The sequence below is a fragment of the Cohnella nanjingensis genome (genome assembly GCF_014212125.1).
GTDB classification, from domain to species: Bacteria; Bacillota; Bacilli; order Paenibacillales; family Paenibacillaceae; genus Cohnella; species Cohnella nanjingensis.
This window is the reverse complement of sequence record NZ_JACJVP010000032.1, coordinates 215,934-238,637: the sequence shown is the minus strand read 5'-3', so window position 1 is coordinate 238,637 and position 22,704 is coordinate 215,934. Positions and strand designations below refer to the sequence as shown.

The window sequence follows — 22,704 nt, the reverse complement described above, 5'->3', positions numbered from 1 at the left end:
ACCACCGGACAGGTCCCAGCCGATAATTCCGGGCGACCTTTGCCCAACCGAAGACGAACTAAAAAAGACGCACGCAAGGTGCGCCGAGGCGGTAATGAGAACGTGCGGATGGCTTGCGTGCCGATCATTCGGCATGCGCGGCGAGCGCCTGCAGGTCGCGAATGGCAGGCAGACGGATGACGGCCCGCGCGCCCCCGCTCTCGCGAGGCGCGTAAGAGAGTCCGAAGCGCGGACCGAACCGCAGCTGGACCCGCCGATGGACGTTGCGGATGCCGAAGCCCTGATCCGGGTTGGCGGTGCCGGACAGCAGCGCCTCGATCTTCGCGAAGTCGACGGGCCGGAACCCGTTGTCTTCGACGACGATCGCAAGATCGTCTCCGCATCGTTCGACCCGGATCCAGACCTCGCCTTCCCCGTCCATCTTCCCTACGCCGTGGAGGATGGCGTTCTCGACGAGCGGCTGAACGATCACCTTGGGCAGCAGATACGCCATCCATGCTTCATCGACTTCGAGATGAGACCGGAAGGAATGCTGATAGCGCTTCTCCTGCAGATGCAAATAAGCCTCCACGTGGTTCAGCTCCTCCCGGATCGTGATGATCTCCTTGCCGCGGCTGAGCCCGATCCGCAGCAGCGTCGACAAATCCCGGACCATCTCCGCCACCTCCGGCACCCCGCCGCGAATCCCGTACCAGTAGATCGAATCGAGCGTGTTGTACAGCAGATGAGGCGTAATCTGGGAGTGCATCAGCATGAGCTCGGATTCCTTCTGCTTGATCTCCATGACGTACTTCTCCTTGATCAGCTGGTTCAGCCGATCCGTCATGAGATAGAAGGAACGGAAAACGAAGCCGATCTCGTCCTTGCGGCGGACTTCCGCATATTCCGCAGGCTGCCTCCCGGGCTCGTAGGACCGGGTGAGGCTGGCGAGACGAGCCATCGGCTGGAGGAGAGACTTGCCGAAGTAGAACAAGACGGCGAGGATGACCAGGAAGTAGCAGACGGCGGTGATCTGGATAATCTCCTGGACGTCGTTGTGCGAGCCGATCAGCGAGCGGAGGGGAATCTCGTACACCAGACGGTTGGCATAGGTAGAGCTGACATGATCGATGTACATCCGATCGTGCGCGGTCTCTACGTTCGGCAGGAGTCGTTTGCCGTCGTTCGGATAGGCGAACGAAGCGTTCGTCGGCGCCGAGCCGGCGAGCACCTTGCCTTGGCCGTCGGTCAGAAACACTTGCGCGCCGTCCGGCAAAGCGACGGAATTCATCTCCGCCTTGAGCACGTTGTCGATCTGCGTGGCCACGAGAATGCTGAACGCCTTGCCCGTTCCGCCGTAATCGAGGATCGCTCGCGCGAAGGCGACGGTACTCCGCTCCTCCAGACGGTATCCGAAGCGGTTGATGATCTGCACCGCGCCGCCGCCGTCCGCCTCGATCGCCCGGTTCAGCCACGGCGGCAGCTTGCCCGCCTGGACGAAGAAAACGCCCGACTCCGAGATATCGGTAGACGGGGCGAAGTCATAGTCGGCCGGCCGATCCGTGAAGACGAACAGCGAGTACTTCACTTCCTTCATCGTATAGTCGGCGAGCAGTTTCTCCGTCTTCACGTACAGACGCACGCGCTCCCGTTCGTCCAGCCCGTCGTCCGCTCTCCATTGCTGCACGATCTCCGATCCCATGATCGCGACCGTCGTCTGATCGATGGAGTCGAGCACCCGGTCCATCGTCGCGTGATTCTGCTTGTTCAATTCGAACAAGGCTTTGCCCACTTGCTGCTTGATCGCCAGCGTCGCTTGGCCGGATCCGAACCAGAAGATCAGCAGCATCGGGACGAGGATGAAGGCGCTTGCGAACAGGATGGCTTTGTTCATCAGACGCTGCGAGCGCCAACGTTTGAACAAGCTGCTCACCCTCATCCGCGCACCGTGTTGGGACTTTCTCCGAAGTAGCGTTTGAAGACGCGGCTGAAGTGCTCCGGCGACTCGTAGCCGACTTCGTCCGCGATTTCGTACCGCTTTTTGGCCGTGTGCCGGAGCAAGTGCCGGGACTCCTCCATGCGCAGCTTCGTGACGTACTCCCATACGGTTTCTTCCGTGATCAGCTTAAATAGATAGCTGAGATAGTTGGGACTCAGATGAACGTGGTCGGCGACGTCTTGGATCTTCAATCCCTTGCATCGGAATTGCCGCTTGATATAGTCGACCGCTTGCCGGATGACCGCTTGATCGTGATCCGTCATGGACGAATAAATCAGATCCGCCGCCTCCGTGAGGAACGAGGTCAGCCGTCGCTTGATCTCGAGGCTCGCCAACGGAAAGCGGAAATAAACGAGCGGATCGAGCGAACGATAGCGATCGCCCGCCGTATCTATCCGCTCCAGGAGCAGCGCGTAGACCCGGTAAGCGATGCTGAGCGGAATGCCGGCCGCGGCGTCTTCGCGCTCGAAGACGGGCCCGATGTCGTCCATGAGCCGGTCTACCGCCTCCCGGACCTCGTCCGCTCTCCTGCCGGTCTTCATCCAGGCGACGAACCGGTCGGTCCGCTCCTGCCAGTCGGCCTCGTCCAACGCTTCCTTCTTGGAGAAGTCGTCCGCGAAGAAGACTTGATGGCCGCCGTACAAGCCCTGCCAGCGAACGGCGTCGCAAGCCTCGCGGCAGCTTCCGGGCAGCGACTCCACCCCCGGCCTGAACGGACTCATGCCGACGATCGCGGTCAGATGCAAATATTGCGAGAGATTGCCCGCGAGCGTATGGCCGATCATATGAAGCTTGGTCTGATGCTCGGCGACGGCGGCGTCTAGCGCGGATTCCTTCAGTTGAAGGATGGCGTAGACGCGGTTGCCGGGACCGTAGAAGGCCAGCGCTTCCCAATCCGATAGCGTCTCCTCCGCGATATTGACCGCCGCATACTTAAGCAGATTGCGGTCCTTCAGCGTTTGGACAGGCGCCTGCTCGATGCCTGCGCGATCCCACTGAAGCTCGATGACAAACACCGAAAAAGCCGGTCCTCGGAGGGACAAGCCGAATTGGTCCATCATATATCGATAATCGTCCGCGCTGGCGAGCGAGCCGGACAGCCATTCATTCAACAGATAGGTGCGAAGAGAGGATATGCCGGCGAGCGAAAATTTGAGCTTGAGCGAATCCTCCAGCAGCAGCTTGTATTTCTCATGCCGCTCGAACAAGGCTCGCCTCACGATCTCCAGCAACTGGGGGAGCAGGACCGGCTTGATGAGATAGTCTCGGGCGCCAAGACGGATGCATTTCTGCGCGTAATCGAATTCATCGTGCGCCGATATGACCACGACGGGGATGTCCGGCTTCTCGGAGAGGATCGACTCCATCAGCTCAATGCCGTTCATGCCGTCCATCTGAATATCGGTCAGGACGAGATCTACGGACTCCATGCGCAAGTAATCGAGCGCCTCATAGCCGTTCCAGGCGGTCAACACTTGTCCGATGCCGAGATCGGAAGCCTCGAGAAAATCCTTGATTCCTTGACAGACGATCGCTTCGTCATCGACGACCAATACCGTATGCATCCTGTCACGCTCCTGCGCTCGATATCCGTCTTAGTCATTCCATTATAGGAGCCGGAGACTTGGCCGTCGATGACCAGATCTCCGGTTCCCATGACGGATCCGACGACCGGATCGCTCGCTCTAAGGGTGCTTAGGCATGGCTATCGCGAAGGGCGGGCATAAATAAACGGACCCGGCGTCGCTCGCTACTTGGAGCGAGCAACCAACCAGGTCCGAATGGCCGTGCTTAGCGGTCGCGGTTCGGTTCGCCGTTCCGGCTGCGCATGCCCGCCAGACCGATCAGGCCGAGCAGTCCCAGCCAGCCCCAGTTCGAGCCGCGAGTCGTCGTCGCCCGGGTCCGGTAGATACCGTCCGTCGTCGTCGAACGCGCACGATACGTGTTGTGGGTACCGTAGGCATTGTTTGGATAATAGTTGTAGCCGTTCATGTTATAGGCGTTCATGTTGTTGCCGTTCGTATTGTACCCATTATAGCCGTACGTCGTGTAGCCCGGCGTCGTGTAGCCTGGCGTCGTGTAGCCTGGCGTCGGATAGCCCGTGCCGGTCATGTTGTTGAAGCTGTTGGTGCGGCCGGTCGTCGTCGAATAGCCTGTTACGCCCGTCTTGACGGTCGAGCTCGGCGTTGGCGTCGGGGTGGCGTGCGTCACGCTCTCCGCATAAGCGGGAACCGCCAAGAACAAGGACAAACAGGTGCCTGCTGCCAGCGTGCGAATCGTTTTCTTCAAGTCGCGAACCTCCCTAGGTGTGTTGACCTTGTTGATTTTTAAGTTCGCTAATATCGTTTCCCGGATTCGCTCAGACATTCGCCGGCGGAGGGCGTGAATAATTCCCTGCGATGGCATCGTTCCGCCTCGCCTGCTCATCGGTATGATCCTCACCCCGGCGTACATTTACCGTACGGGATGATTCGCGGGCCAATCCGCTCAAGCTTTGGCTTCAACACGCTACGTTCAATGCTGCCTGCGGGACAGCCGGATCAAGCGCCGAGCGCTTCCGCGATGGCGAGGTTGATCCGCTCGCGCGCCCCGAGGAGCCATTCGGCGTCGGCCGGATATTGGGAGAAGGTCAATTCCCCTTGCTCGAGGCCTTGCATGAACACGGCGATCGCCGCTTCCTTGCCGCGCAGCGATTCGAGCAGCTCCAGCGCCCGAATGTCCTGCAGCGCCTCCCGGAACACTTCCCAGCGCAGCGAGTCGATCGGCCCTTCGGCCCCCGGATAGACGACGAAGGCGTCCCCGGACGGGAAGGCGCCGCCCGCATCCGTCACGCGGAACGGATCGACCGCGCGGATCGAGTATTGCGTATACCAGAAGTTGAAGCCCCAATGCAGGAAACCTTGAACGCCGTGTTTGTACAATTGAAGGCCGATGATCCGGTTGCGCGCGGAAGGCAGGCTGAAGAAGCGGTTCGAGACGTCCCGGTGCTGTCCGACGCAGTAATAAGTCCATAGGGGTTCGACCCCGTGCTCGAGAAACGGCTCGATATGATTGTTGGCCGGCACCGGGGTCGGAACGAGCCCCTGTTCATAAAAAGCGTAATCGGACAGCGCCTCGAAAAACTTGAATCCGGACAGATGCCGGCGAAGCAGCTCGCGCGCCTGCCGGTACGACCCCAAATGCTCCAAGGACGGTTCGTCCGATACGTGGAAATAGCTGCTCTCCCCGATACCCTGGGTCTCGATGAATCGGACGAGCTCCGGCAGGAATTGGTCCAGGAACCGGCGGTACGCTTCGCTCCCCGCGTCGGTCTCCCAACCGAAGATGCGCTGCTCCTCGCCGTTAACCGTCGCCACGATCTTCGGCGCGTGCTTCGCTCCCCATTGGGTGAACAGGTGCGAGAATTCGAAGTACCGGATGCCGGCTTCCCGGCACATCCGTACCCAGCGTTCGAGCCGGGCGAAGTCGAAGCGGTAGTCGTCCTCGCCGAGCCGGGTTACCCCGATCAGTTGGACCGTAGGCCTTTCCCCTCCGACGGCCGTATCGAGCGGCGGCGTGAACAGCGGCGTCAGCAGCATGTTGACCCCGTGGTCGGCGGCGTTGCGAATGTATCGTTCCAGCAGTAGCCAATGCTCCTCGCTGAACGCTCCTACGCCGTATTGCGTCGCAATGCAGTCGGCGTGGAACCACTCGGTATGAATCAGCTTCTGCTCCGGGAGTTCGGCCGAAATGACCGTCAGCGAGAAAGTCTCCCCGCCGAGCCGCGCTCCCTCTTCGTCCTCGAACGCGATCTCGATCGGGAACGCGGCCTGGGACTTGCCGCCCGGCAACGCCTCTCCCTCCGCGCGGGTAGGCAGCGCGATCGTCACCCAAACGGAGCGCCATTGCCCGGGGAATGCCCGGATGCCGTCCTCCAGCGGGTAGAGGGGATCCGGGTACAGCCCCGGCGCCGTCCGCAGATAGCCCGGGTCCGGGTTCTCCAATGTCGGCAGCTCCGAAGGCGATAATCCGACCTCTCTCAGCGAGAGATAGGGCGCGAGCGGAGACTGGGCGGCGATCTGCATGCGGCCGATCGCCCGCGAGGAACGGTAGGCGACTTGGAAAGCGTACGTCTCTTTCCATAGCGCCGTTCCGCGCTGTACGGGGCGGTCCGCCGGGGCGGCGTCCGCGAATACTTTGGTCAGCGAGCTCAGGCAGCGGGTCTCAAAAGTTGCGGCGGTAGCTTCCATCTTCACCCTCCGTAAGATCCAATTATCGTTCTTGTCGCTCTCATCTTAACAAGCGCATCTTCCCCCTCGCAATCCCAATATGTTCAACGCATCCTATCGCTATATTGACCTCCAGGAAGCCTGTTCGGCACTCGGCTTTACGGATCGTCGGCGCTGATTCCAATATGGTATATTGGATGTGGCGATTGTGCTTCGCTTTTTCCGCATATCAAAGAATTTACATGCCGGCATGGCCGTGCCCGACCAAGGAGGCCCCCGATGCTGATTCCCGGATCCTACGCTTTTCGCTATGCCGAACCGCTGCCCTATATGCTGCTGGACTCTATCGGATGGCAGACCGCCGAATCCCCGGATTACAGCAACGACGGCCTGGCGCGCAGCGACGCGGGGCATTTGATCTTCCAATACACGTTAAGCGGAGAAGGCGCGATCGAACTCGCAGGCGAGACGTTTCCTTTGCGGCCCGGGACCGCGTTCCTCGTCACCAGCCCCAGTCCGCACCGATACTACTATGCGGGACGGGACGGACAGCCCTGGGAGTTCATCTGGCTGAACGCCAAGGGAGAGGATGCCGTCCGGCTGTGGAACCGTCTACTCGAGCGGCGCAGCCCCCTGCTCTCGCTGGCGTCCGACGCCTCGCCGATCGCGCGATTTTGGTCGCTCTACCGGACGGTGTCCGTCGATCGCGTGACCGATTCAGCCGCCTTGTCCGCCCTGCTGTACGAATGGATGCTCTCGCTGTTCGCGCCGGCCCGTTCGCTCCTGCAGCCGGAGCAGCGGGCGCCCTCGCCGATCGACCTGGCCAAACGGTTCATGCGCGAACGCTTTGCCGACGACCTGTCGCTCGCGGACATCGCCTCGCACAGCGGCGTCTCGCGCGCTTATCTCTGCAGGCTGTTCCAGCGGCAAGAGAAGATCTCGCCGCTCGAATACCTGCGCAGGCGCCGCGTCGAGGCCGCCGTCACGATGCTTAGGCGAACGGAGCTGAGCGCGCGAGAGATCGGCCGGCGATGCGGCTTCGAGAGTCCCAGCTATTTCGGCCAAGTCTTCCGTCATTATCTCGGACTCTCCCCGAGCGCCTACCGCCATGGCAGCGCGGACTATCCGTTCGATACGCTGTTTTTGGAATAGCCCTATTCGTCCCCATCAAAAACGCCGGAAATCTCCTCCAAGGAGATTTCCGGCGTATGGTCTATTCGGGCTCGGCTTTTTTCGGTCCCGCGGTTGGTTGTTTTCGTTCGAAGTTCCTCTCTTCGGCGCTTCGGCCTATGAGATCCAGTAAACGTCACGGGCACGGCCGATCTGAACGTCAACAACACAACTTCCCCACGAATGCGAACGTCCGCCTGATCGGCGCTCAGCGACAACAGCCCCCTCTGCCGAATGCTCATCTTCGCACCTTACAAACGGGATCCGCCGCTCGCATCGAGCACCTGCCCGGTCACCCAACGGCCGTCCGCCGAGGCCAGGAACGCGGCGATATCCGCGACATCCGAGGACTGCGCCCAGCGGCCGAACGTGGACAGGCCGGCGGCGAATTGACGGCCGTTCGGGTCGGACAGCGTATCGGCGTTCATCTCGGTCTCGACGAAGCCGGGCGCGATCGCATTCACGGTGATCTGGCGGGGCCCAAGCTGCTGGGCCAGCACATAAGTCAGCGTATTGACGGCGCCCTTCGAGACGCTGTAGCCCAGCAGATTCGGGAAAGCGATCCGCGTGACGGCCGACGAAAGGTTGACGATACGCCCTCCGTCTCTCAGTCGGGTCAGCGCTTGCTGAATGACGAAGATCGGCGCCTTGACGTGGATGTCCATCACCTCGTCTAGCGAAGCCTCCGTCGTCTCTTCTATCGTCAGCGATTGTCCGATGCCGGCGTTGTTCACGAGAATGTCGAAGCCGTTGTCTCCGAAGCGCTGTTCAAGCTCCGCGTCCAATGCCGCGAACATGGCATGGATATCGCCGATCGCGGTCAAGTCGGCCGCGAGCGCGAAGGCCGTCCCCCCCTTCTCGCGAATGGCGTGAACCGTTTCTTCCGCCGCGCTCTTATTGCTGCCGTAGTGAACCGCGACCGCGGCGCCGTCCCGCGCCAGCCGAAGGGCGATACCCCGTCCGATCCCCCGGCTTGCTCCCGTTACCAATGCGACTTTGCCCTTCAACATTTCCATTTGCTCGTCAGCTCCTTTTCTTGGTTCGCTCTAGTTGTACCATAGGCGCCGTTTTGGAATGTTGCGCTCTCATTCGATACGCCAGCGCGGACAATCGGCCGGAACGACGAAAAACCCCCTTTGGCGAAAAGGGGGTTCGGCAATGGCGGCTTTAGGCCATGCTTCTTAGGTTTGCTTCTCGGTCAGATACGTCTTGACCGTCGGCGGCTCGTAGGCCAGGCATCGATCAAGCAGATCGGACGCGTCCGCGTCGACGAGGGCCAGCCCGCGATGTTTGTCCTGGAGGAATCGCTCCTCCGCCATATGGTCGAACAGCGCGACGAGCGGATCGTAGTAGCCATTGACGTTCAAAATGCCGCATGGCTTGCGATGCAGGCCGAGCTGCGCCCAGGTGTAGATCTCGAAGAACTCCTCCATCGTGCCCGGTCCGCCCGGCAGCACGATGAAGCCGTCCGAGAGCTCCGCCATCTTCGCTTTGCGCTCGTGCATCGTATCGACCAGAATGAGCTCGGACAAGCCCTTGTGGGCGATCTCTCGGCTCTGAAGGAATCGGGGCAGTACGCCGACGGCCCGTCCGCCTGCCTCCAACACGGCATCCGCCACGGCGCCCATAAGCCCGACGCTCGCGCCGCCGTAGACCAGCGTCATCCCGCGACTCGCGAGCTCGGCGCCCAGCAATCGCGCCTCCGCCCGATAGACGTCCGAAGCGCCGTCGCTCGAACCGCAAAATACGGCTACGTGTTTCAACATCCTTCGCCTCCTTCTACAGTCACCGTTAACGATTATAGCGAATATTCGGGTTCAGTGAAACTTGACCTGAATGTTCGCTATCCCCGATCCGGCAGATTGCCGGATCGGATACCTACTTCGCATGAAGGAAGCACGTTGTCGCACGTCAGATGCGGGAAAAAGCCCGTCGCCTTTTGAGGATCCAAAAAGGGGACGGATAACGACTTGGGCAGGACAATCCTCTATTGGGGCTGGTCTTGCTGCCATTCCCCTCCGATATATTTCTCCCCCCAATCGCACATGAGGTCGATGATCGCCTCCAGCGACTTACCGATCTCGCTTAATTCGTAGACCACCTTCGGCGGCACTTGATTGTACACCGTTCGGATGATGACCCTGTCTTCCTCCAGCTCCCTGAGCTGCTGGGTCAGCATCTTCTGCGTGATGCCCGGCATCAGCTTCTTGAGCTCGCTCGTCCGCTTGGAACCGTAGGTGAGATGGCACAGAATGAGCGTCTTCCATTTGCCGCCGATGACATCCAGCGTCGCCTCGACGGGAATATTGTAGACCGGCTGCTTCGTTTGCGGTTTCATGCTTGGCCTCCTCGTGTTTCGCGCTATCCGCGTTGGTTGGCGGCGTTCGTCGGATCGAAATCGGATCTAAGGTACTTTTTGGTGCCTATATCACCTTTAGGTAGCAATAATACAAAATAGTGCGTACTTCTCATCAACCATTATATGCGACATAATGCCCTTACACCAGCGCGGTAGGACGGAGCATATGCTTCGCCCCGGTTGGCACCACGATTGCGGAAAGGGGCATGATCATGAACGAGATCCACCGGAAGGACGGTTCAACGCAACGAAAAGACAAGGGAGGTTGGGGCCTGCTGCTCGTCCTGTGCGGCGCTATCTTCCTCGAAGGGATCGACGTGTCCATGATGGGCGTCGCGCTGCCGTCGATCCGCGATGAATTAGGAATGTCGACAAGCGCGCTGCAATGGGTCGTGAGCGCGTACGTGCTCGGCTACGGGGGCTTCATGCTGCTGGGCGGCAGAGCGGCGGATCTGCTCGGCCGGCGGCGGATGTTCCTGCTCTGGCTTACCGTCTTCCTCGTCTTCTCCGGGCTGGGCGGATTCGCGACCGAAGGATGGGTCCTCATCGCGGCCCGCTTCCTGACCGGCGTGAGCGCCGCCTTCATGACGCCGGCGGGCTTGTCGATCATCACGACGAGCTTCGCCGAAGGCCCGCAGCGCAACCAGGCGCTGCTCGTCTACGCAGGCACGGCGGCGGCCGGGTTCTCGCTCGGCCTCGTCGTCGGGGGCTTGCTGACGGAGATCGATTGGCGATGGGTATTTTTCGGGCCCGTCCTGCTCGCCTTCGGCATCCTGATCGCGGCCGCCCGCCTGGTCGGGCGCACGGACCCGGCCGAACGCGGTCCGCGTCAAAGCTTCGACCTGGCGGGCGCGGGCACCGTCACCGGCGCGATGCTCCTGCTCGTCTACGCCGTCGTCGAAGCGCCGAACGCAGGCTGGGGCTGGACGGCCTCCGCGCTCGCCGGCAGCCTTCTCCTCCTCGCGGTCTTCGTCGCGCTCGAACGGCGGTCCGCCGCGCCGCTGGTGCGCTTCGGCATCTTCCGCTCGGGCTCGCTCGTCCGAGCTAATTTAAGCGCCATGCTGTTCGCCGGATCGTTCTTCGGCTTCCAGTTCGTCACCGTCTTGTACCTGCAGGAGCTGCGCGGCTGGTCGTCGCTGCAGACCGGTCTCGCGCTCCTGGCCGTCGGCGTCGACGCGGTACTCGCCCCGACGCTGACGCCGAAGCTCGTGGACCGGTTCGGCAACGCCCGCGTCATCGTGGGCGGCCTCCTCTTGGCCGCGCTGGCCTATGCGCTCTTCTTGCCGATGGGAGCGGACTGGTCGTACGCCGCGATGTTCCCGACCATGATCCTGACCGGCATCGCCTTCTCCCTCACCTACGGACCGCTCACGATCGCCGCCACGGACGGGGTCGCCGAGGAAGAGCAGGGACTGGCCGGCGGCCTGCTCAACACCTCGTTCCAGTTCGGCGCGGCGCTCGGCCTCGCTGTTGTCACCGCCGTCAACGTCGCCGCCACCGGGTCGGGCGGTTCGCCGGAGGCGATGCTGGACGGCTTCCGTACCGCCCTGTTCGTCCCGCTGGCCGGCACGCTCCTCGGCGTCGCGGTGATGGCGACCGGGCTGCGCGGACGATCCCGCCGGGCGCCGGTCGGGGGCAAGGCCGCATGAGGACGTTTGGGCGGCGCCCGATAACCGCATTTTGCGGTTATCTCGGCCTTCGCACCCGGTTCTCGGAACCCGTTGACCAGACCGCATGGCCTCAGTTCCTCCTCCAGAAAAACAAACAAAACCGCAATCCGAAGGCATCGCCTTTGGATTGCGGTCTTTTATCATACACTGCTTGAGGCCGTTCATCCGCGCAACTGCGCTATTTCCGCTTCCGCATATCTGTCTCCGCTGACCGATCCCTTTAGCCCCGCTCAAAAGTAAAGCGATAACGGCCGGATCCGACCGACACCCGGACCCCTTCCGCCGTCTCCGCGAACCCATGAACGCCCGCGGCCTCGCCCAGCTCGCTTCCGCTCTCCTTCACCGTCGCCAGCTTCGCGCCGTAGAGGATCACTTCCGCGCCGGCGTTGGCCGGGATCGTCGCCTCCACCGTCGCCTGCCGCCCCTCGAGTTGCCACCTCGACGCCGAATGCCCGTAGGGCGAGTCCAAGGACGCTTCGGCGGAAGTCAGCTCTCCGTTCCCCAGCCGCGGGGCGATCCGGATTCGCTTGTAGGCGGCGGAAGTCTCGTCCATGTCCAGGCCGGCCACGTACCGGTACATCCAATCGCCGATCGCGCCGTAGGCGTAGTGGTTGTAGGAGTTCATGTCGTCGGACCAGAACGTGCCGTCCGGCTTGATGCCGTCCCAATGCTCCCAGATCGTCGTCGCGCCCTTGGTGATGGCGTACAGCCAGGACGGGTACGTATCCTGCAGCAGCAGCCGCACCGCCGTCTCGTGATAGCCGTTGTCCGACAAGGCGAGGCAGAGATAAGGCGTGCCGACGAATCCGGTGCTGAGATGGTAGCCGTTCGCGACGACCTGCTCGTTCAGATCGCGGGCGATCCGCGCGCGGACCTCGCCCTCGACCAACCCGAACGTCAGCGGGAGGATATGCGCCGTCTGGGTCTTGTCCTTCATGCCGCCGTCCGCGGAGACGAACGTCTCGCGGAAACGGGCGACGATGCCGCGCCACAGGCTATCGTACTCGCGGACGTCGTCCGCTTTGCCGAGCACCGAAGCGGCGTCCCGGAGCAGCCGGGTCGAGAGCGCGTAGTAGGCGGTTGCGACCAGCTCGCCCGGCGTGGCGCCGAAGTAGCTGCCTTCATGGGCGTCCAGCGCCAGCCAATCCCCGAACTGGAAGCCCGTATCCCAAGCGAACTCGTCCTCGCCTTGGCGGCGGATGAACTCGACCCAGGCTTTCATGCTGCCGTATTGCTCGTCCAACAGCCGATCGTCCCCGTATGCCTGGTAGATCGTCCATGGCACGACGGTCGCTGCGTCTCCCCAAGCCGACGAGGTGTACGTCTCGTCCCCCCACATCTCCGAGGTGTAGTCGCCCAAGGCGTTCGGGATGACGTACGGCACGCTGCCGCTCGGCCGCTGGTCGGCCTTCAGGTCGCGCAGCCACTTGGCGAAGAACGGGCCGACATGGTAGTTGAACGCCGCCGTCCGGGCGAACACCTGCGCATCCCCCGTCCAGCCCAGCCGTTCGTCGCGCTGCGGGCAGTCCGTCGGCACGTCGAGGAAGTTGCCCCGCTGTCCCCACACGATATTCTGCTGCAGCCGGTTCACCATCGGATCCGAGCACACGAAGGCGCCTGTAGGCGCCATGTCGGAGTGGATGACTTCCGCGACGAGGCCCTTCATCAGCTGCTCCTCCGTCAGGTGGGAGAGTCCCTCCACCTTCACGTAGCGGAAGCCTTGGAACGTGAAGTGCGGCGCGTACGACACCGGACCGCCGCCACGGGCCACGTATTCGACGGCTTGATCCGCCTTGCGCAGATTGCCGACGTAGAAGTTGCCCTCCCGGTCCAGCACCTCCGCATGCCGCAGCTGGATGACCGCGCCCGCCGGCTCGTCCGCCGTCAGGCGCATTCGTCCGACGAGGTTCTGCCCCAGATCCAGCACGGTCTCTCCGGCCGGCGTGCGGAGAAGCTGCCGCGGCCGGATCGTCTCCGTGACCCGGGTCGGCCAGTTCTCCTGCGCGACCAGATGCCCGAACGGCAGATCGACCGCCGCCGTGCCGGACCAATCCGCTTCCTCGCAGCCGGCCTCGCTCCACCCGTCCTTCTCCAGTCGGGCGTCATACCGTTCGCCCGCGTAGAATTCGGACCACGCGATCGGGCCCGCGGAAGACTTCCAGCTCGGATCGGAGACGACCCATTGGTCGGTGCCGTCCGCGTAGCGGATATGAAGCTGAACCAGCGCCGCGCGGCGGTCTCCGTAGATGTTCCGCGTGCCGAGCCAAGTCAGCTCCCCTTTGTACCAGCCGTCGCCGAGCAGGACGCCGATCCCGTTCGCGCCTTCGCGCAGTTGCTCCGTCACGTCGTACGTCTGATAGGGATGCCGGTGGCGATAGCTCGTCCAGCCGGGCGCGAGCAAGTCCTCCCCGACGCGTTGGCCGTTCAGATAGAGCTCATAGACGCCCGCGGCCGTCGCGTAGATCCGCGCGGAGCGGATGCCCGGCCGCGCCGTCTCGAACCGGTTGCGCAGCAGGAACGCTTCCTTCGCCTGCGGATCCAACGCGGCCGGATCCGGCGTGATCCATTGGGCTCTCCATTCGTCCGGCGCGAACAGCGCGGTCTCCCACCAAGCCGTCTCGCTCCAGTCCGATTCCCGGCCGAAGTTGTCCCACGCGCGTACGCGGTAATGGTAGCGGGTTTGGGACGCCGTCTCGGGACCCGCGTACGCCACTTGAATGGATTGTTCCGATGCGACCTTGCCCGAGTCCCAGAGCGGCGCGTCGAATGCCGCGTCCGGTCCCGCAACCTGGATGCGGTAAGCTTGCTGGACGGTGCCTCTCCGTTCGGAGATCAGCTTCCAGCCGAACCGGGGCCGCTTCGCGTCCGTTCCGAGCGGGTTTTTCCGATATTCGCATGTCAATGAATCCAGCTTTAGATCCGCCATATGTTCGGCTCTCCTTTGCAATTAGGCGTTCGGGTAGACCATAACCTTGAGGCTGCCGCTCTTGTTGTTCAGCGCCCGCTCCAGCGCGTCCTGCGTCCGTTCGAGCGAATAGCGGTCCGTGATGAGCGACGCGGCGTCGGCGATGCCGGACGCCAGAAACGCGATCCCGCTAGGATACGTATTGGCATAGCGGAACACGCCGTAAATATCGATCTCGCGGTCGGTAATGGCGTGGACGTTAAACGGAATCTCGGCCTGCATGGGCAGTCCTACGACGGCCAGCTTGCCCCCTCGGCGCACGGATAGCAGCGCGGATTGCAATGCCTTCGGATTGCCCGCCGTCTCCCAGGCCGCATCGACGCCAAGACCGTCCGTCCGGGCCAGGATGGCTTCGACCGCGTCCCGTTCGCGGACGTTGACAGCGTGCGTCGCGCCCAGCCGCAGGGCGGCTTCGAGACGGATCGGCTCCAGATCGGTGACGAAGATCCGGCTCGCGCCGTAAGCTTTGGCGGCGACGACGGCCATCAATCCGACGGGGCCCATCCCCATGATGGCGACCGTGGCGCCCGGCTTCAATCCCGTTCGGTTGGCGGCATGAATGCCGACGGAGAACGGTTCTACCAGCGAAGCCTCTTCATAGGGCAGATGATCGGGAATCGGGAAGAGGAAGTCTTCCCTCGCCTTGACGTACTGCGCAAAGGCGCCGTCGACCGGCGGCGTGGCGAAGAAGACGACGTCCGGACACAGATTGTACTTGCCCGACTTGCAAGCCGGACAGCGCCCGCAAGTCGTCTGCGGCTCGATGGCCACCCGTTCCCCGCCGCGGAAGCGAGACACGGCGCCGCCGACGGCGACGACCTCGCCCGCGCATTCATGGCCGAGGATCATCGGGTTCTTCACGATCGCGTTGCCGATTCGGCCGTGCTCGTAGTAGTGCACGTCCGAACCGCATACGCCGACCGCCATGACTTTGACGAGCACTTCGTCGCCGTTCAGCTCCGGCACCGGACGCGTTTCGACGACGATCTCGCGCGGCTTCGTCATGACCGCCGCTTTCATCGTTTCAGGAATATGCATGAGGAATCACCTTTCGTCGTTAAGATTGGAGCTCGGGAACCAGATGGACGTCCCTGTCTCCGAGGAGTCCGCCTACCAGGTTGTTGGCCGCCGCGATGGCCATGTCGTAGCGGGTCTTGGCCGTCGCCGACCCGATATGGGGCAGCGTCACCGCGTTCGGCAAGCGAAGGAGCGGATGGTTCGGATCGACGGGCTCCTCCGCGTAGACATCCAGGCCGGCGGCGCGGATCCGGTTCTCCGTCAGCGCCCGGACGAGCGCGGATTCGTCCACCAACGGCCCGCGGGACGCGTTGACGAAGACCGACGTCGGCTTCATGCAGGCGAGCTCCGCTTCGCCGATCATGCCGCGCGTCTCTGCCGTCAGCGGCGTCATCAGCACGACGAAGTCGGACGCCCGCAGCAGCTCCTCCAGCGGACGGCGCTGCGCGCCGTACGCTTCTTCGGCCCGGGGCTTGCGGCTGCGGTTGGTGTACAAGACTTGCATATCGAATCCGAGAGCCGCCCGCTTGGCGATCGCTTCCCCGATCCGGCCCATGCCGATGATGCCGATCGTGGCATGGTGCACGTCGATGCCGAAGTGGTCTTCCGCCTGCGCCCCGTCTCGCCCCCAATCCCCCCGCTTCACCAGCCGGTCCAATTCGGGGACGCGCCTGGCCGCGGACAAGAGGAGCGCGAACACCAGATCCGCGACGGTATCGTCGAGGACGTAAGGCGTATGCGTGCCCGCGACGCCTCTCTCGCGCATCGCCGCCAGATCGAAGTTGTTGTAGCCGACCGATTGATTGCTCGCCACCCGGAGACGGGGAGCGCTCGCCAGCAGCTCCGCGTCGATCCGCACGTCCGTCTGCAGCAAGCCGTCGACGTCCGACAGCAGCTCCAGCAGCCCTTCCCGGGTCTCGATCCGCTTCTCGTCGTACGCCTTGATCTCGCAGTGCGCGCCGATGATGCGCATCGCTTCGTCCGGCAGCTTTTTCAACAGGAGTACGCGGGGCTTTGTCATCTCTATTCGAACCACCTTTTTCGGATTGAAAGGAATGGGACTTGCCAGCCGTGCCTATCGCTATCATAACTGCGGGACGGGTGCATTTCCTTTGGCGATTTGGGTGCACTATCTTTAGATGCGGATTTTTAAGCGCGTCCGGGATTCCCCTGCCAAGCTTTGCGGAACTGCAGCGGCGTCACCCGCTCCCGGTTTTTGAACAGTTGGATGAAATGGGTGACGTTCGTAAAACCGGCGCGGTAGGCGATGGCTTCCACGCTAAGATCCGTCGTCTTCAGCAGCGCTTTGGCCGCGGACATCCGCAGGTTCATGAGATACGCATAGGGACTGTAGCCGGTATGCCGCTTGAACGCCCGGGACAAATGGTACTTGCTCACCGCGAACCGGCCGGCCAGATCGTCCAGACGGACGCCGTCCTGGATCCGGGACTCCAGATACGTCTTGATCTCATCGATCCAGGCGGGCATGGGCTCGTTCAATCGCTGTCCCGCGGCGGAGAGCAGCACGTCGGTCAACATCCGGACGAGCAGCGCGGAGCTCGACAGATCCGACCGTTCGTCCCGGTTCATCTGCAGCTCGCGCACCTGACGGATGCCGTCCGCGATTCGCCCGTCCCCGTCTTCGAAGATCGGCTCCCCCTGCTTCAAGAACTGCGCCGCCAGATCTTGCCCCATCTGCCCAATCAGATGCACCCAGGCGAACTCCCAGAGCGATTCCGGATCGGTTCGGTACAGATGCGCCTCCCTGCAGTCGATGAGGAAGCCCAGGCCTCGGCCGAGCGTATGCGTCTTCCCCCTGTAGGTCAAATATCCTTTGCCGTTCAGCGTGCAGACCAGCAGATAAGAGTCCAAGTGCGCCCGCTCGATCGAATAGCCTGGATTCGTAAAGTAATGACCGGCGAATTGCACGCAGATCAAGCTGGATCTGGCAAACGCCGATGGCGATGCCACCAGGCTCGCGGAACGGAGCCGGTCCAGATCCTCGAAGATATTCACCATGTTCCCTCCTAGCACGAATACTGGATTTTTGAGCAACATCATCGGATGCCGGCAAGGTGGTTTTCCTTATATCATACTCTTGTACAAGCTTATTCGCCGCATTTGATCCCGTTTTCGAGCGAATGAACCTTCTGCAAGAAACCAAGATTGCCCATAGGAGTGTGTTAATCATGACCCATCTGCTAGATCCGTTCCGCGCCCCGCCCCCCGCGTACCGTACCGCTCCGCTCTGGGTATGGAACGACGAGATGTCGGAGTCCGTCATCGACTTTCAGCTCCGCGAGCTGAAGAACCATGGGTTCGGCGGCGCATTCGTGCACCCGCGTCCGGGACTCGTCACCGAATATTTGTCGGAAGACTGGTTCGACAAGTGGGCCTATGCCCTGGATGCCGCCAAGCGGCTCGATCTGAAGCTGTATATCTACGACGAGAATTCCTATCCTTCCGGCTTCGCGGGCGGACATGTCCCTGCCGAGCTGCCCGACTGTCTCGCGACGTCCGTGACGTACCGGATCGAATCGATCGCCCGATTCCGGGACGGCCAAGGGTCCGCGCCGAAGTGGGTCGTGAACAGCAACTTCCTGCGGGCTTATGCCGTGTCCGTCGCGGAGAACGGCCGGGAGCTGTCCGCGATCCGCCGCGACTTGACCGACGTCCCCCAGGAGGAATGGCATCTGCACGGCGAATGGATCCTCTCGCTTGAGATCGTTCCGCCCCAGACGATGTCTTGGCTGGGCGGATTCGCCTATGTCGACATGATGCGTCCCGAAGTGACCCAGGCTTTCCTGAAGAGCACCTACGAAGCGTATTACGCGCGGTTCGGCGCCGACTTCGGCAGCCGGATTCCCGCGATCTTCACCGACGAGCCGGCCGTAACGGGGAGCGGCATCTACAACGTCAAGAAGACGGAGCTGCCCTTCAGCTACTGGTTCGCCGCCGAATTCGAGAAGCGCCGCGGCTACCATCTGCTCGACCATCTGCCCGCGCTGTTCAAGAACGTGCCGTACGACGGCTATGTCAAAGACCCCGTCAAGGTGCGCTACGACTATTACTGCACCGTGCGGGAGCTCTGGGTGGAGAACTCCATTCAGCCGATTGCCCGTTGGTGCGAAGAACACGGCGTAGCATGGACCGGGCACTTCCTGGAGAACTTCTGGCCGCTCGCCGGCGGCATGATGGTCTCGCCGTCGATCATGTCGGCCTACGAATACTTCCAATGGCCGGCGATCGATCTGCTGCTCGGCAGCCCGCTGCGGGACAAGCCAACGGACGACTTGCTCGTGACGCTGCTCGAAGCGAAGAGCGTGGCCAACCAGTTCGGCAAGACGCGCGTTCTCTGCGAAGCCTACGGCGCCGGCGGCTGGGATTCCGCATTGGAGGACTACAAGCGCATGGGGGACTGGCTCTTCGTCCACGGCATCAACTTCCTCAACCCGCACTATACGCTTACGACGACGGCCGGCGCGCGCAAGCGCGATCATCCGCAATCGTTCGATTGGCGCGAGCCTTGGTGGGAAGACTATACCGGTATGAACGACTACAACGGCCGCGTCTCCTACCTCCTCTCCCAGGGCGCGACGAAGCAGCGCATCCTCGTGCTGCATCCGACCACGACCGGATATCTGGTGCCGAAGGAGGAAGAGGACTCGGACATCATGTGGAACAAGCCGCCGCTGAATCCGGATATGCGATCGTACCTGGCGATGCTGCAAGCGTTGACGGCCGGTCAGTGGGATTTCGATCTGGGCGACGAGTTCATCATGCAGCGCCACGGCCGCGTCCGGAGAGACCGGCTTGCTGTCGGAAAACAGGAATACGGCATTGTCGTCGTCTCCGGCGACACGCGCAACTTGAACGCTTCGACGATGGACCTGCTCCAGGCGTTCCTCGGCGCCGGCGGAATCGTGCTGGCGGCGGGCGAGCCGGGCCCCTATATCGAAGGCGAGCGGAAGCCGGAGGCTTACCGGGCGCTCGCGGCGCTGCCGGGCTACCGCAGCGTCGACGGCTGGCCGGGATTGGAGCGCGAGCTGGCGCGGACGCTGCCCAAGCGCATCAAGAGCGCTTCGCCGTGGCCGCTCGGCATGGCGCATATGCGCCGCGAGCTGGATGACGGGTTAACCGTGTACTTCTTCGTCAACCACAGCATGGGCGCGTACGAATCGTTCGTCGAGCTGGAAGGCGGCCGGCTGGAAAAATGGAATCCGTGGAACGGCGAGACCGAATCGGTCGCCTATGCCCGCACCGCATTCGGCGTGGGCTTGCCGATGCGGCTGAACCGCAACGAGTCGCTCCTCCTCGTCGTCGGCCGCGTGCCCGAAGCGGACGCGCCCGCCGACGAGAATGCGACATCCATGAGCGGGACGACGGCCGCCGGATATGCGAAATTCGCGAACGGTACGAAGGCCGGCGGAGACGCGCAGCCGTTTTCGGAGACACGTCCGCTCTCCGCGCCACTGCTGGCGGTCGAGCCCGAGGAGCCCAACGTGCTCGTCATCGACTACTGCGATCTCTCGGTAGACGGCAAAACCTATAAGGACATGAATACGATCGAAGCCGGACACGCGCTGTTCCGCCACCGCGGCTTCAACCAGAACCCGTGGGACAACTCGGTACAGTTCAAGCGGCGCATCTTGGACCGCAACGCGTTCGGCGAGGGCAGCGGCTTCTCCGCGACCTACCGGTTCGACGCCGGCGCCGGATTGCCGGACGAACCGCTCTATCTCGTCGCCGAACGGACGGCATGCTACGCGCTGGAGGTCAACGGACGCCCGGCCGCCTGGCTGCCCGGCGAAGCGTGGCTGGATCATCACCACGGGGCCGCGGACATTCGCCCGTTCCTCCGCGAAGGCGCCAACACGCTAACGTTGACGGCGGCCCGCTTCGACGTGCGTCTCGAAGTCGAGCCGGTTTATCTCCGGGGCGCCTTCGCCGTCGGATCTGCGGACGGCGCGTGGCGGCTGGAGGCGCCGAAGCCGGTCGCCCTCGGCGCCTGGACCGGGCAAGGCTATCCGTTCTACCCGGGCGCGTTCCGCTACCGGTACGCGCTCGAGGTTCCGCGGGATGCGGCGTCCGTCTTGGCCGTGCTCCCGGAGGACCTCGAGGCGACCGCCTGCTCGCTCTTCGTCGACGGCATCCGCGTCGGCCTGATCGGCATCGACGACGGCGGACGGGCCGACCTCGCGCCGTATCTCGCCGCCGGCACCCATGAAGTGACGCTCCGCGTCTGCGGGGGATTGAAGAATCTGTTCGGCCCGCACCACGATCCCGACCGGAGCCGCCGCACCGCTTGGCCGAACATGTGGCGGAAGGCGCCGAAGTACGGCCGGCCGGCCGCCGAGCTTTACGATCTCGTCGGCTACGGCGCCGGGGAGCCTCTGCGGTTCGAAGCCGCCCTCCGCCAGTAATCTCCGCTTTTGCGAATAAGAAGAGCGTCCCTCAGACGCTCTTCTTTTGTTCCTTTCGCGCTAGCATATGGTATACTATCTTTAGGACAGCGCTTACAGGGGGAGGCATCATGATCTACCGCAACATTCGAACCAAGCTGTTCTTCGTTTTCCTCGCCGTGTCGATCATCCCGGTCTTCATCGTCACGATCGCGAGCTACGACAGCTACACCAAGCTGGTCGGCCGGCAGGTTTCCCTCGTCTCGACGAACAATATCGACAGCACCGTCGAGCGGATCGACCAGATCTTCCAGAATATCGACCGAATCACGCTGACGTTCCAGCAGTTCTCCACCCAGCCAGGCGCCACGACCGTCGCTCAGGAACTGAACAAGCTGAACAACAAATCGGATATTACCCCATACGATCTGTTCGTCGCCCGGACGAACATGCTCTTCTTCTTCAACAATCTCGTGCTTAGCAACAGCTATCTGAACGGCATCTATATCTTCCTGCCCGACGGCAATTCGATCAGCTACGGGATCGGCACCGATCTCGTGCTGGACTACAAGCCGCTGCAAGACGAATGGTACCGGCGGACGCTGGACAAGAGCGGCGGACTGTACATCAGCGACGCCGACACCAAGCCGTTCATCATCAACGCCAAGCCGTCGATCACCTTTTCCCGGGCGCTCTACGACGCGGACACGCACAAGCTGCTGGGCGTGCTGATGCTCGACTGCGGGCTTGATATCTTCAAAGGCATCGACAAGGACATCGTGCCGAACATGACCAACATGTTTCTCGTGAACGGCAAGGGCACGATTCTCTACGACAATTATCAGAGCAAGATCGGCCAGCCGCTGCCGGACGCGACGCTCCGGATGATCGCGAGCCGGGCGAACGAGACGATCGAGAAGACCGAGAACGGGACGTTGACCGTCATCAAGCCGTTCCCCGACAACGATTGGCGGATCGTCGCCTCGATCTCGCTCTCCGAGCTGTACAAGCAGTACGGCGTGTCCAAGCAGCTGATTCTCTATATCTCGCTCACCTGCGCGGCCATCTTCCTGCTGCTGTCCGTCATCCTCTCGCGGCTGATCACGAAGCCGATCATCGAGCTTAGCCGCACGATGCGCAAGAACAAGTTCCTGAATCTCGTCACGACCAAGAAGCATCTGGCGCGAACCGACGAGATCGGCATTCTCTACAACGAATACAACAGCATGATCCGGGACATCGACGAGCACATCAAGGAGAGTTACCAGAACAAGCTCATCACGCTGGACTCCCAGATGAAAGCGCTTGAAGCGCAAATCAATTCGCACTTCCTCTACAATACGCTCGAGTCGATTAACAGCATCGCCGAGATCGAGGAGGTCGAGAGCATCGCCGTCATGACCAAGGCGCTCGGCGACATGTTCCGCTACAGCATCAAGACCGAGAGCGAGCTCGTCGCGATCGAGGAGGAGCTGGCTCATGTGACCAACTATCTGACGATCCAGAAGATCCGCTACGAGGACAAGATCGACTTTCGGTTCGATATCCAGGAAGGGATCGGCTCCCTGCGGATTCTGAAGCTGATCCTCCAGCCGATCATCGAGAACGCGCTCTACCACGGCCTCGAGAACACGCGGAACAAAGGCTGCGTCACGATCGCCGCGACCGCGGCCGACGGCCGCATCCGGTTCGTCGTCGAGGACGACGGCATCGGAATGTCGCCCGAACAGCTGGCCGATCTGCAGCGCCTGCTGCGCGAGCCGCCCGCCTTCAGCGAGCTCGGCCACCGCAACAAATACAGCATCGGGCTCAAAAACGTCCATTCCCGCATCGTGCTCTATTACGGGCCGGAATACGGATTGACGCTCGAGAGCGAACCGCACAAAGGGACGAAGGTCATCGTCGACGTCCCCCAATCCGCGTAGAGGTGAACAT

The 22,704-nt window shown here is 62.3% G+C and carries 15 protein-coding genes; 4 read left to right on the top strand and 11 right to left on the bottom strand.

Translation table 11 applies throughout. From position 1 onward, the window contains the following. Positions 1-124 precede the first annotated feature (124 nt). From H7C19_RS20755 to H7C19_RS20740, 4 genes are all read right to left on the bottom strand, one after another. A complete protein-coding gene (locus H7C19_RS20755; protein WP_185670953.1) occupies positions 125-1,903 on the bottom strand; it encodes a cache domain-containing sensor histidine kinase in 1,779 nt (592 codons plus the stop codon). A gap of 11 nt (positions 1,904-1,914) precedes the next feature. Further along, positions 1,915-3,543 carry a response regulator gene (locus tag H7C19_RS20750; RefSeq protein ID WP_185670952.1) on the bottom strand — a complete coding sequence of 543 codons (1,629 nt, stop codon included), beginning with the start codon at positions 3,541-3,543 and terminating at the stop codon, positions 1,915-1,917. Positions 3,544-3,769: 226 nt separating this feature from the next. Further along, positions 3,770-4,267 (bottom strand): WGxxGxxG family protein, encoded by a 498-nt coding sequence (locus H7C19_RS20745; protein ID WP_185670951.1) that lies wholly within the window; start codon positions 4,265-4,267, stop codon positions 3,770-3,772. 251 nt (positions 4,268-4,518) lie between these two features. Then, positions 4,519-6,207 (bottom strand): DUF4091 domain-containing protein, encoded by a 1,689-nt coding sequence (locus H7C19_RS20740; protein WP_185670950.1) that lies wholly within the window; start codon positions 6,205-6,207, stop codon positions 4,519-4,521. 258 nt (positions 6,208-6,465) lie between these two features. On the opposite strand from H7C19_RS20740, the gene H7C19_RS20735 reads away from it, so the two are divergent. Beyond that, complete coding sequence (locus H7C19_RS20735) at positions 6,466-7,338, top strand: AraC family transcriptional regulator (protein ID WP_185670949.1); 873 nt, start codon at positions 6,466-6,468, stop codon at positions 7,336-7,338. Positions 7,339-7,607: 269 nt separating this feature from the next. On the opposite strand, the gene H7C19_RS20730 is transcribed toward H7C19_RS20735, so the two are convergent. From H7C19_RS20730 to H7C19_RS20720, 3 genes are all read right to left on the bottom strand, one after another. Further along, positions 7,608-8,372 carry an SDR family oxidoreductase gene (locus tag H7C19_RS20730; RefSeq protein ID WP_185670948.1) on the bottom strand — a complete coding sequence of 255 codons (765 nt, stop codon included), beginning with the start codon at positions 8,370-8,372 and terminating at the stop codon, positions 7,608-7,610. 165 nt (positions 8,373-8,537) lie between these two features. Next, on the bottom strand, positions 8,538-9,119 hold the full coding sequence (locus H7C19_RS20725; RefSeq protein WP_185670973.1) for an LOG family protein: 582 nt from the start codon (positions 9,117-9,119) through the stop codon (positions 8,538-8,540). A gap of 224 nt (positions 9,120-9,343) precedes the next feature. Beyond that, positions 9,344-9,694, bottom strand: a complete 351-nt coding sequence (locus H7C19_RS20720; protein ID WP_185670947.1) for a winged helix-turn-helix transcriptional regulator — start codon at positions 9,692-9,694, stop codon at positions 9,344-9,346. 233 nt (positions 9,695-9,927) lie between these two features. On the opposite strand from H7C19_RS20720, the gene H7C19_RS20715 reads away from it, so the two are divergent. Next, on the top strand, positions 9,928-11,364 hold the full coding sequence (locus H7C19_RS20715; RefSeq protein WP_185670946.1) for an MFS transporter: 1,437 nt from the start codon (positions 9,928-9,930) through the stop codon (positions 11,362-11,364). Positions 11,365-11,605: 241 nt separating this feature from the next. Here H7C19_RS20715 and H7C19_RS20710 read toward each other — a convergent pair whose 3' ends face one another. The 4 genes from H7C19_RS20710 to H7C19_RS20695 all read right to left on the bottom strand — a co-directional run bounded on the left by H7C19_RS20710 (position 11,606) and on the right by H7C19_RS20695 (position 17,383). Then, complete coding sequence (locus H7C19_RS20710) at positions 11,606-14,311, bottom strand: family 78 glycoside hydrolase catalytic domain (protein WP_185670945.1); 2,706 nt, start codon at positions 14,309-14,311, stop codon at positions 11,606-11,608. Between the two features lie 21 nt (positions 14,312-14,332). Continuing rightward, positions 14,333-15,388: a sorbitol/xylitol/iditol dehydrogenase GutB gene (gutB, locus tag H7C19_RS20705; protein ID WP_185670944.1), complete on the bottom strand. Its 1,056-nt coding sequence runs from the start codon at positions 15,386-15,388 to the stop codon at positions 14,333-14,335. A gap of 19 nt (positions 15,389-15,407) precedes the next feature. Further along, positions 15,408-16,388, bottom strand: a complete 981-nt coding sequence (locus H7C19_RS20700) for a 2-hydroxyacid dehydrogenase (RefSeq protein ID WP_185670943.1) — start codon at positions 16,386-16,388, stop codon at positions 15,408-15,410. 128 nt (positions 16,389-16,516) lie between these two features. Next, entirely contained in the window at positions 16,517-17,383 is an 867-nt protein-coding gene (locus H7C19_RS20695) for an AraC family transcriptional regulator (RefSeq protein ID WP_185670942.1), read from the bottom strand. Between the two features lie 173 nt (positions 17,384-17,556). On the opposite strand from H7C19_RS20695, the gene H7C19_RS20690 reads away from it, so the two are divergent. Further along, positions 17,557-20,790, top strand: coding sequence for a glycosyl hydrolase (locus H7C19_RS20690; RefSeq protein WP_185670941.1), 3,234 nt, complete (start codon positions 17,557-17,559; stop codon positions 20,788-20,790). Between the two features lie 110 nt (positions 20,791-20,900). Then, positions 20,901-22,694: a sensor histidine kinase gene (locus tag H7C19_RS20685; RefSeq protein ID WP_185670940.1), complete on the top strand. Its 1,794-nt coding sequence runs from the start codon at positions 20,901-20,903 to the stop codon at positions 22,692-22,694. Positions 22,695-22,704 lie beyond the last annotated feature (10 nt).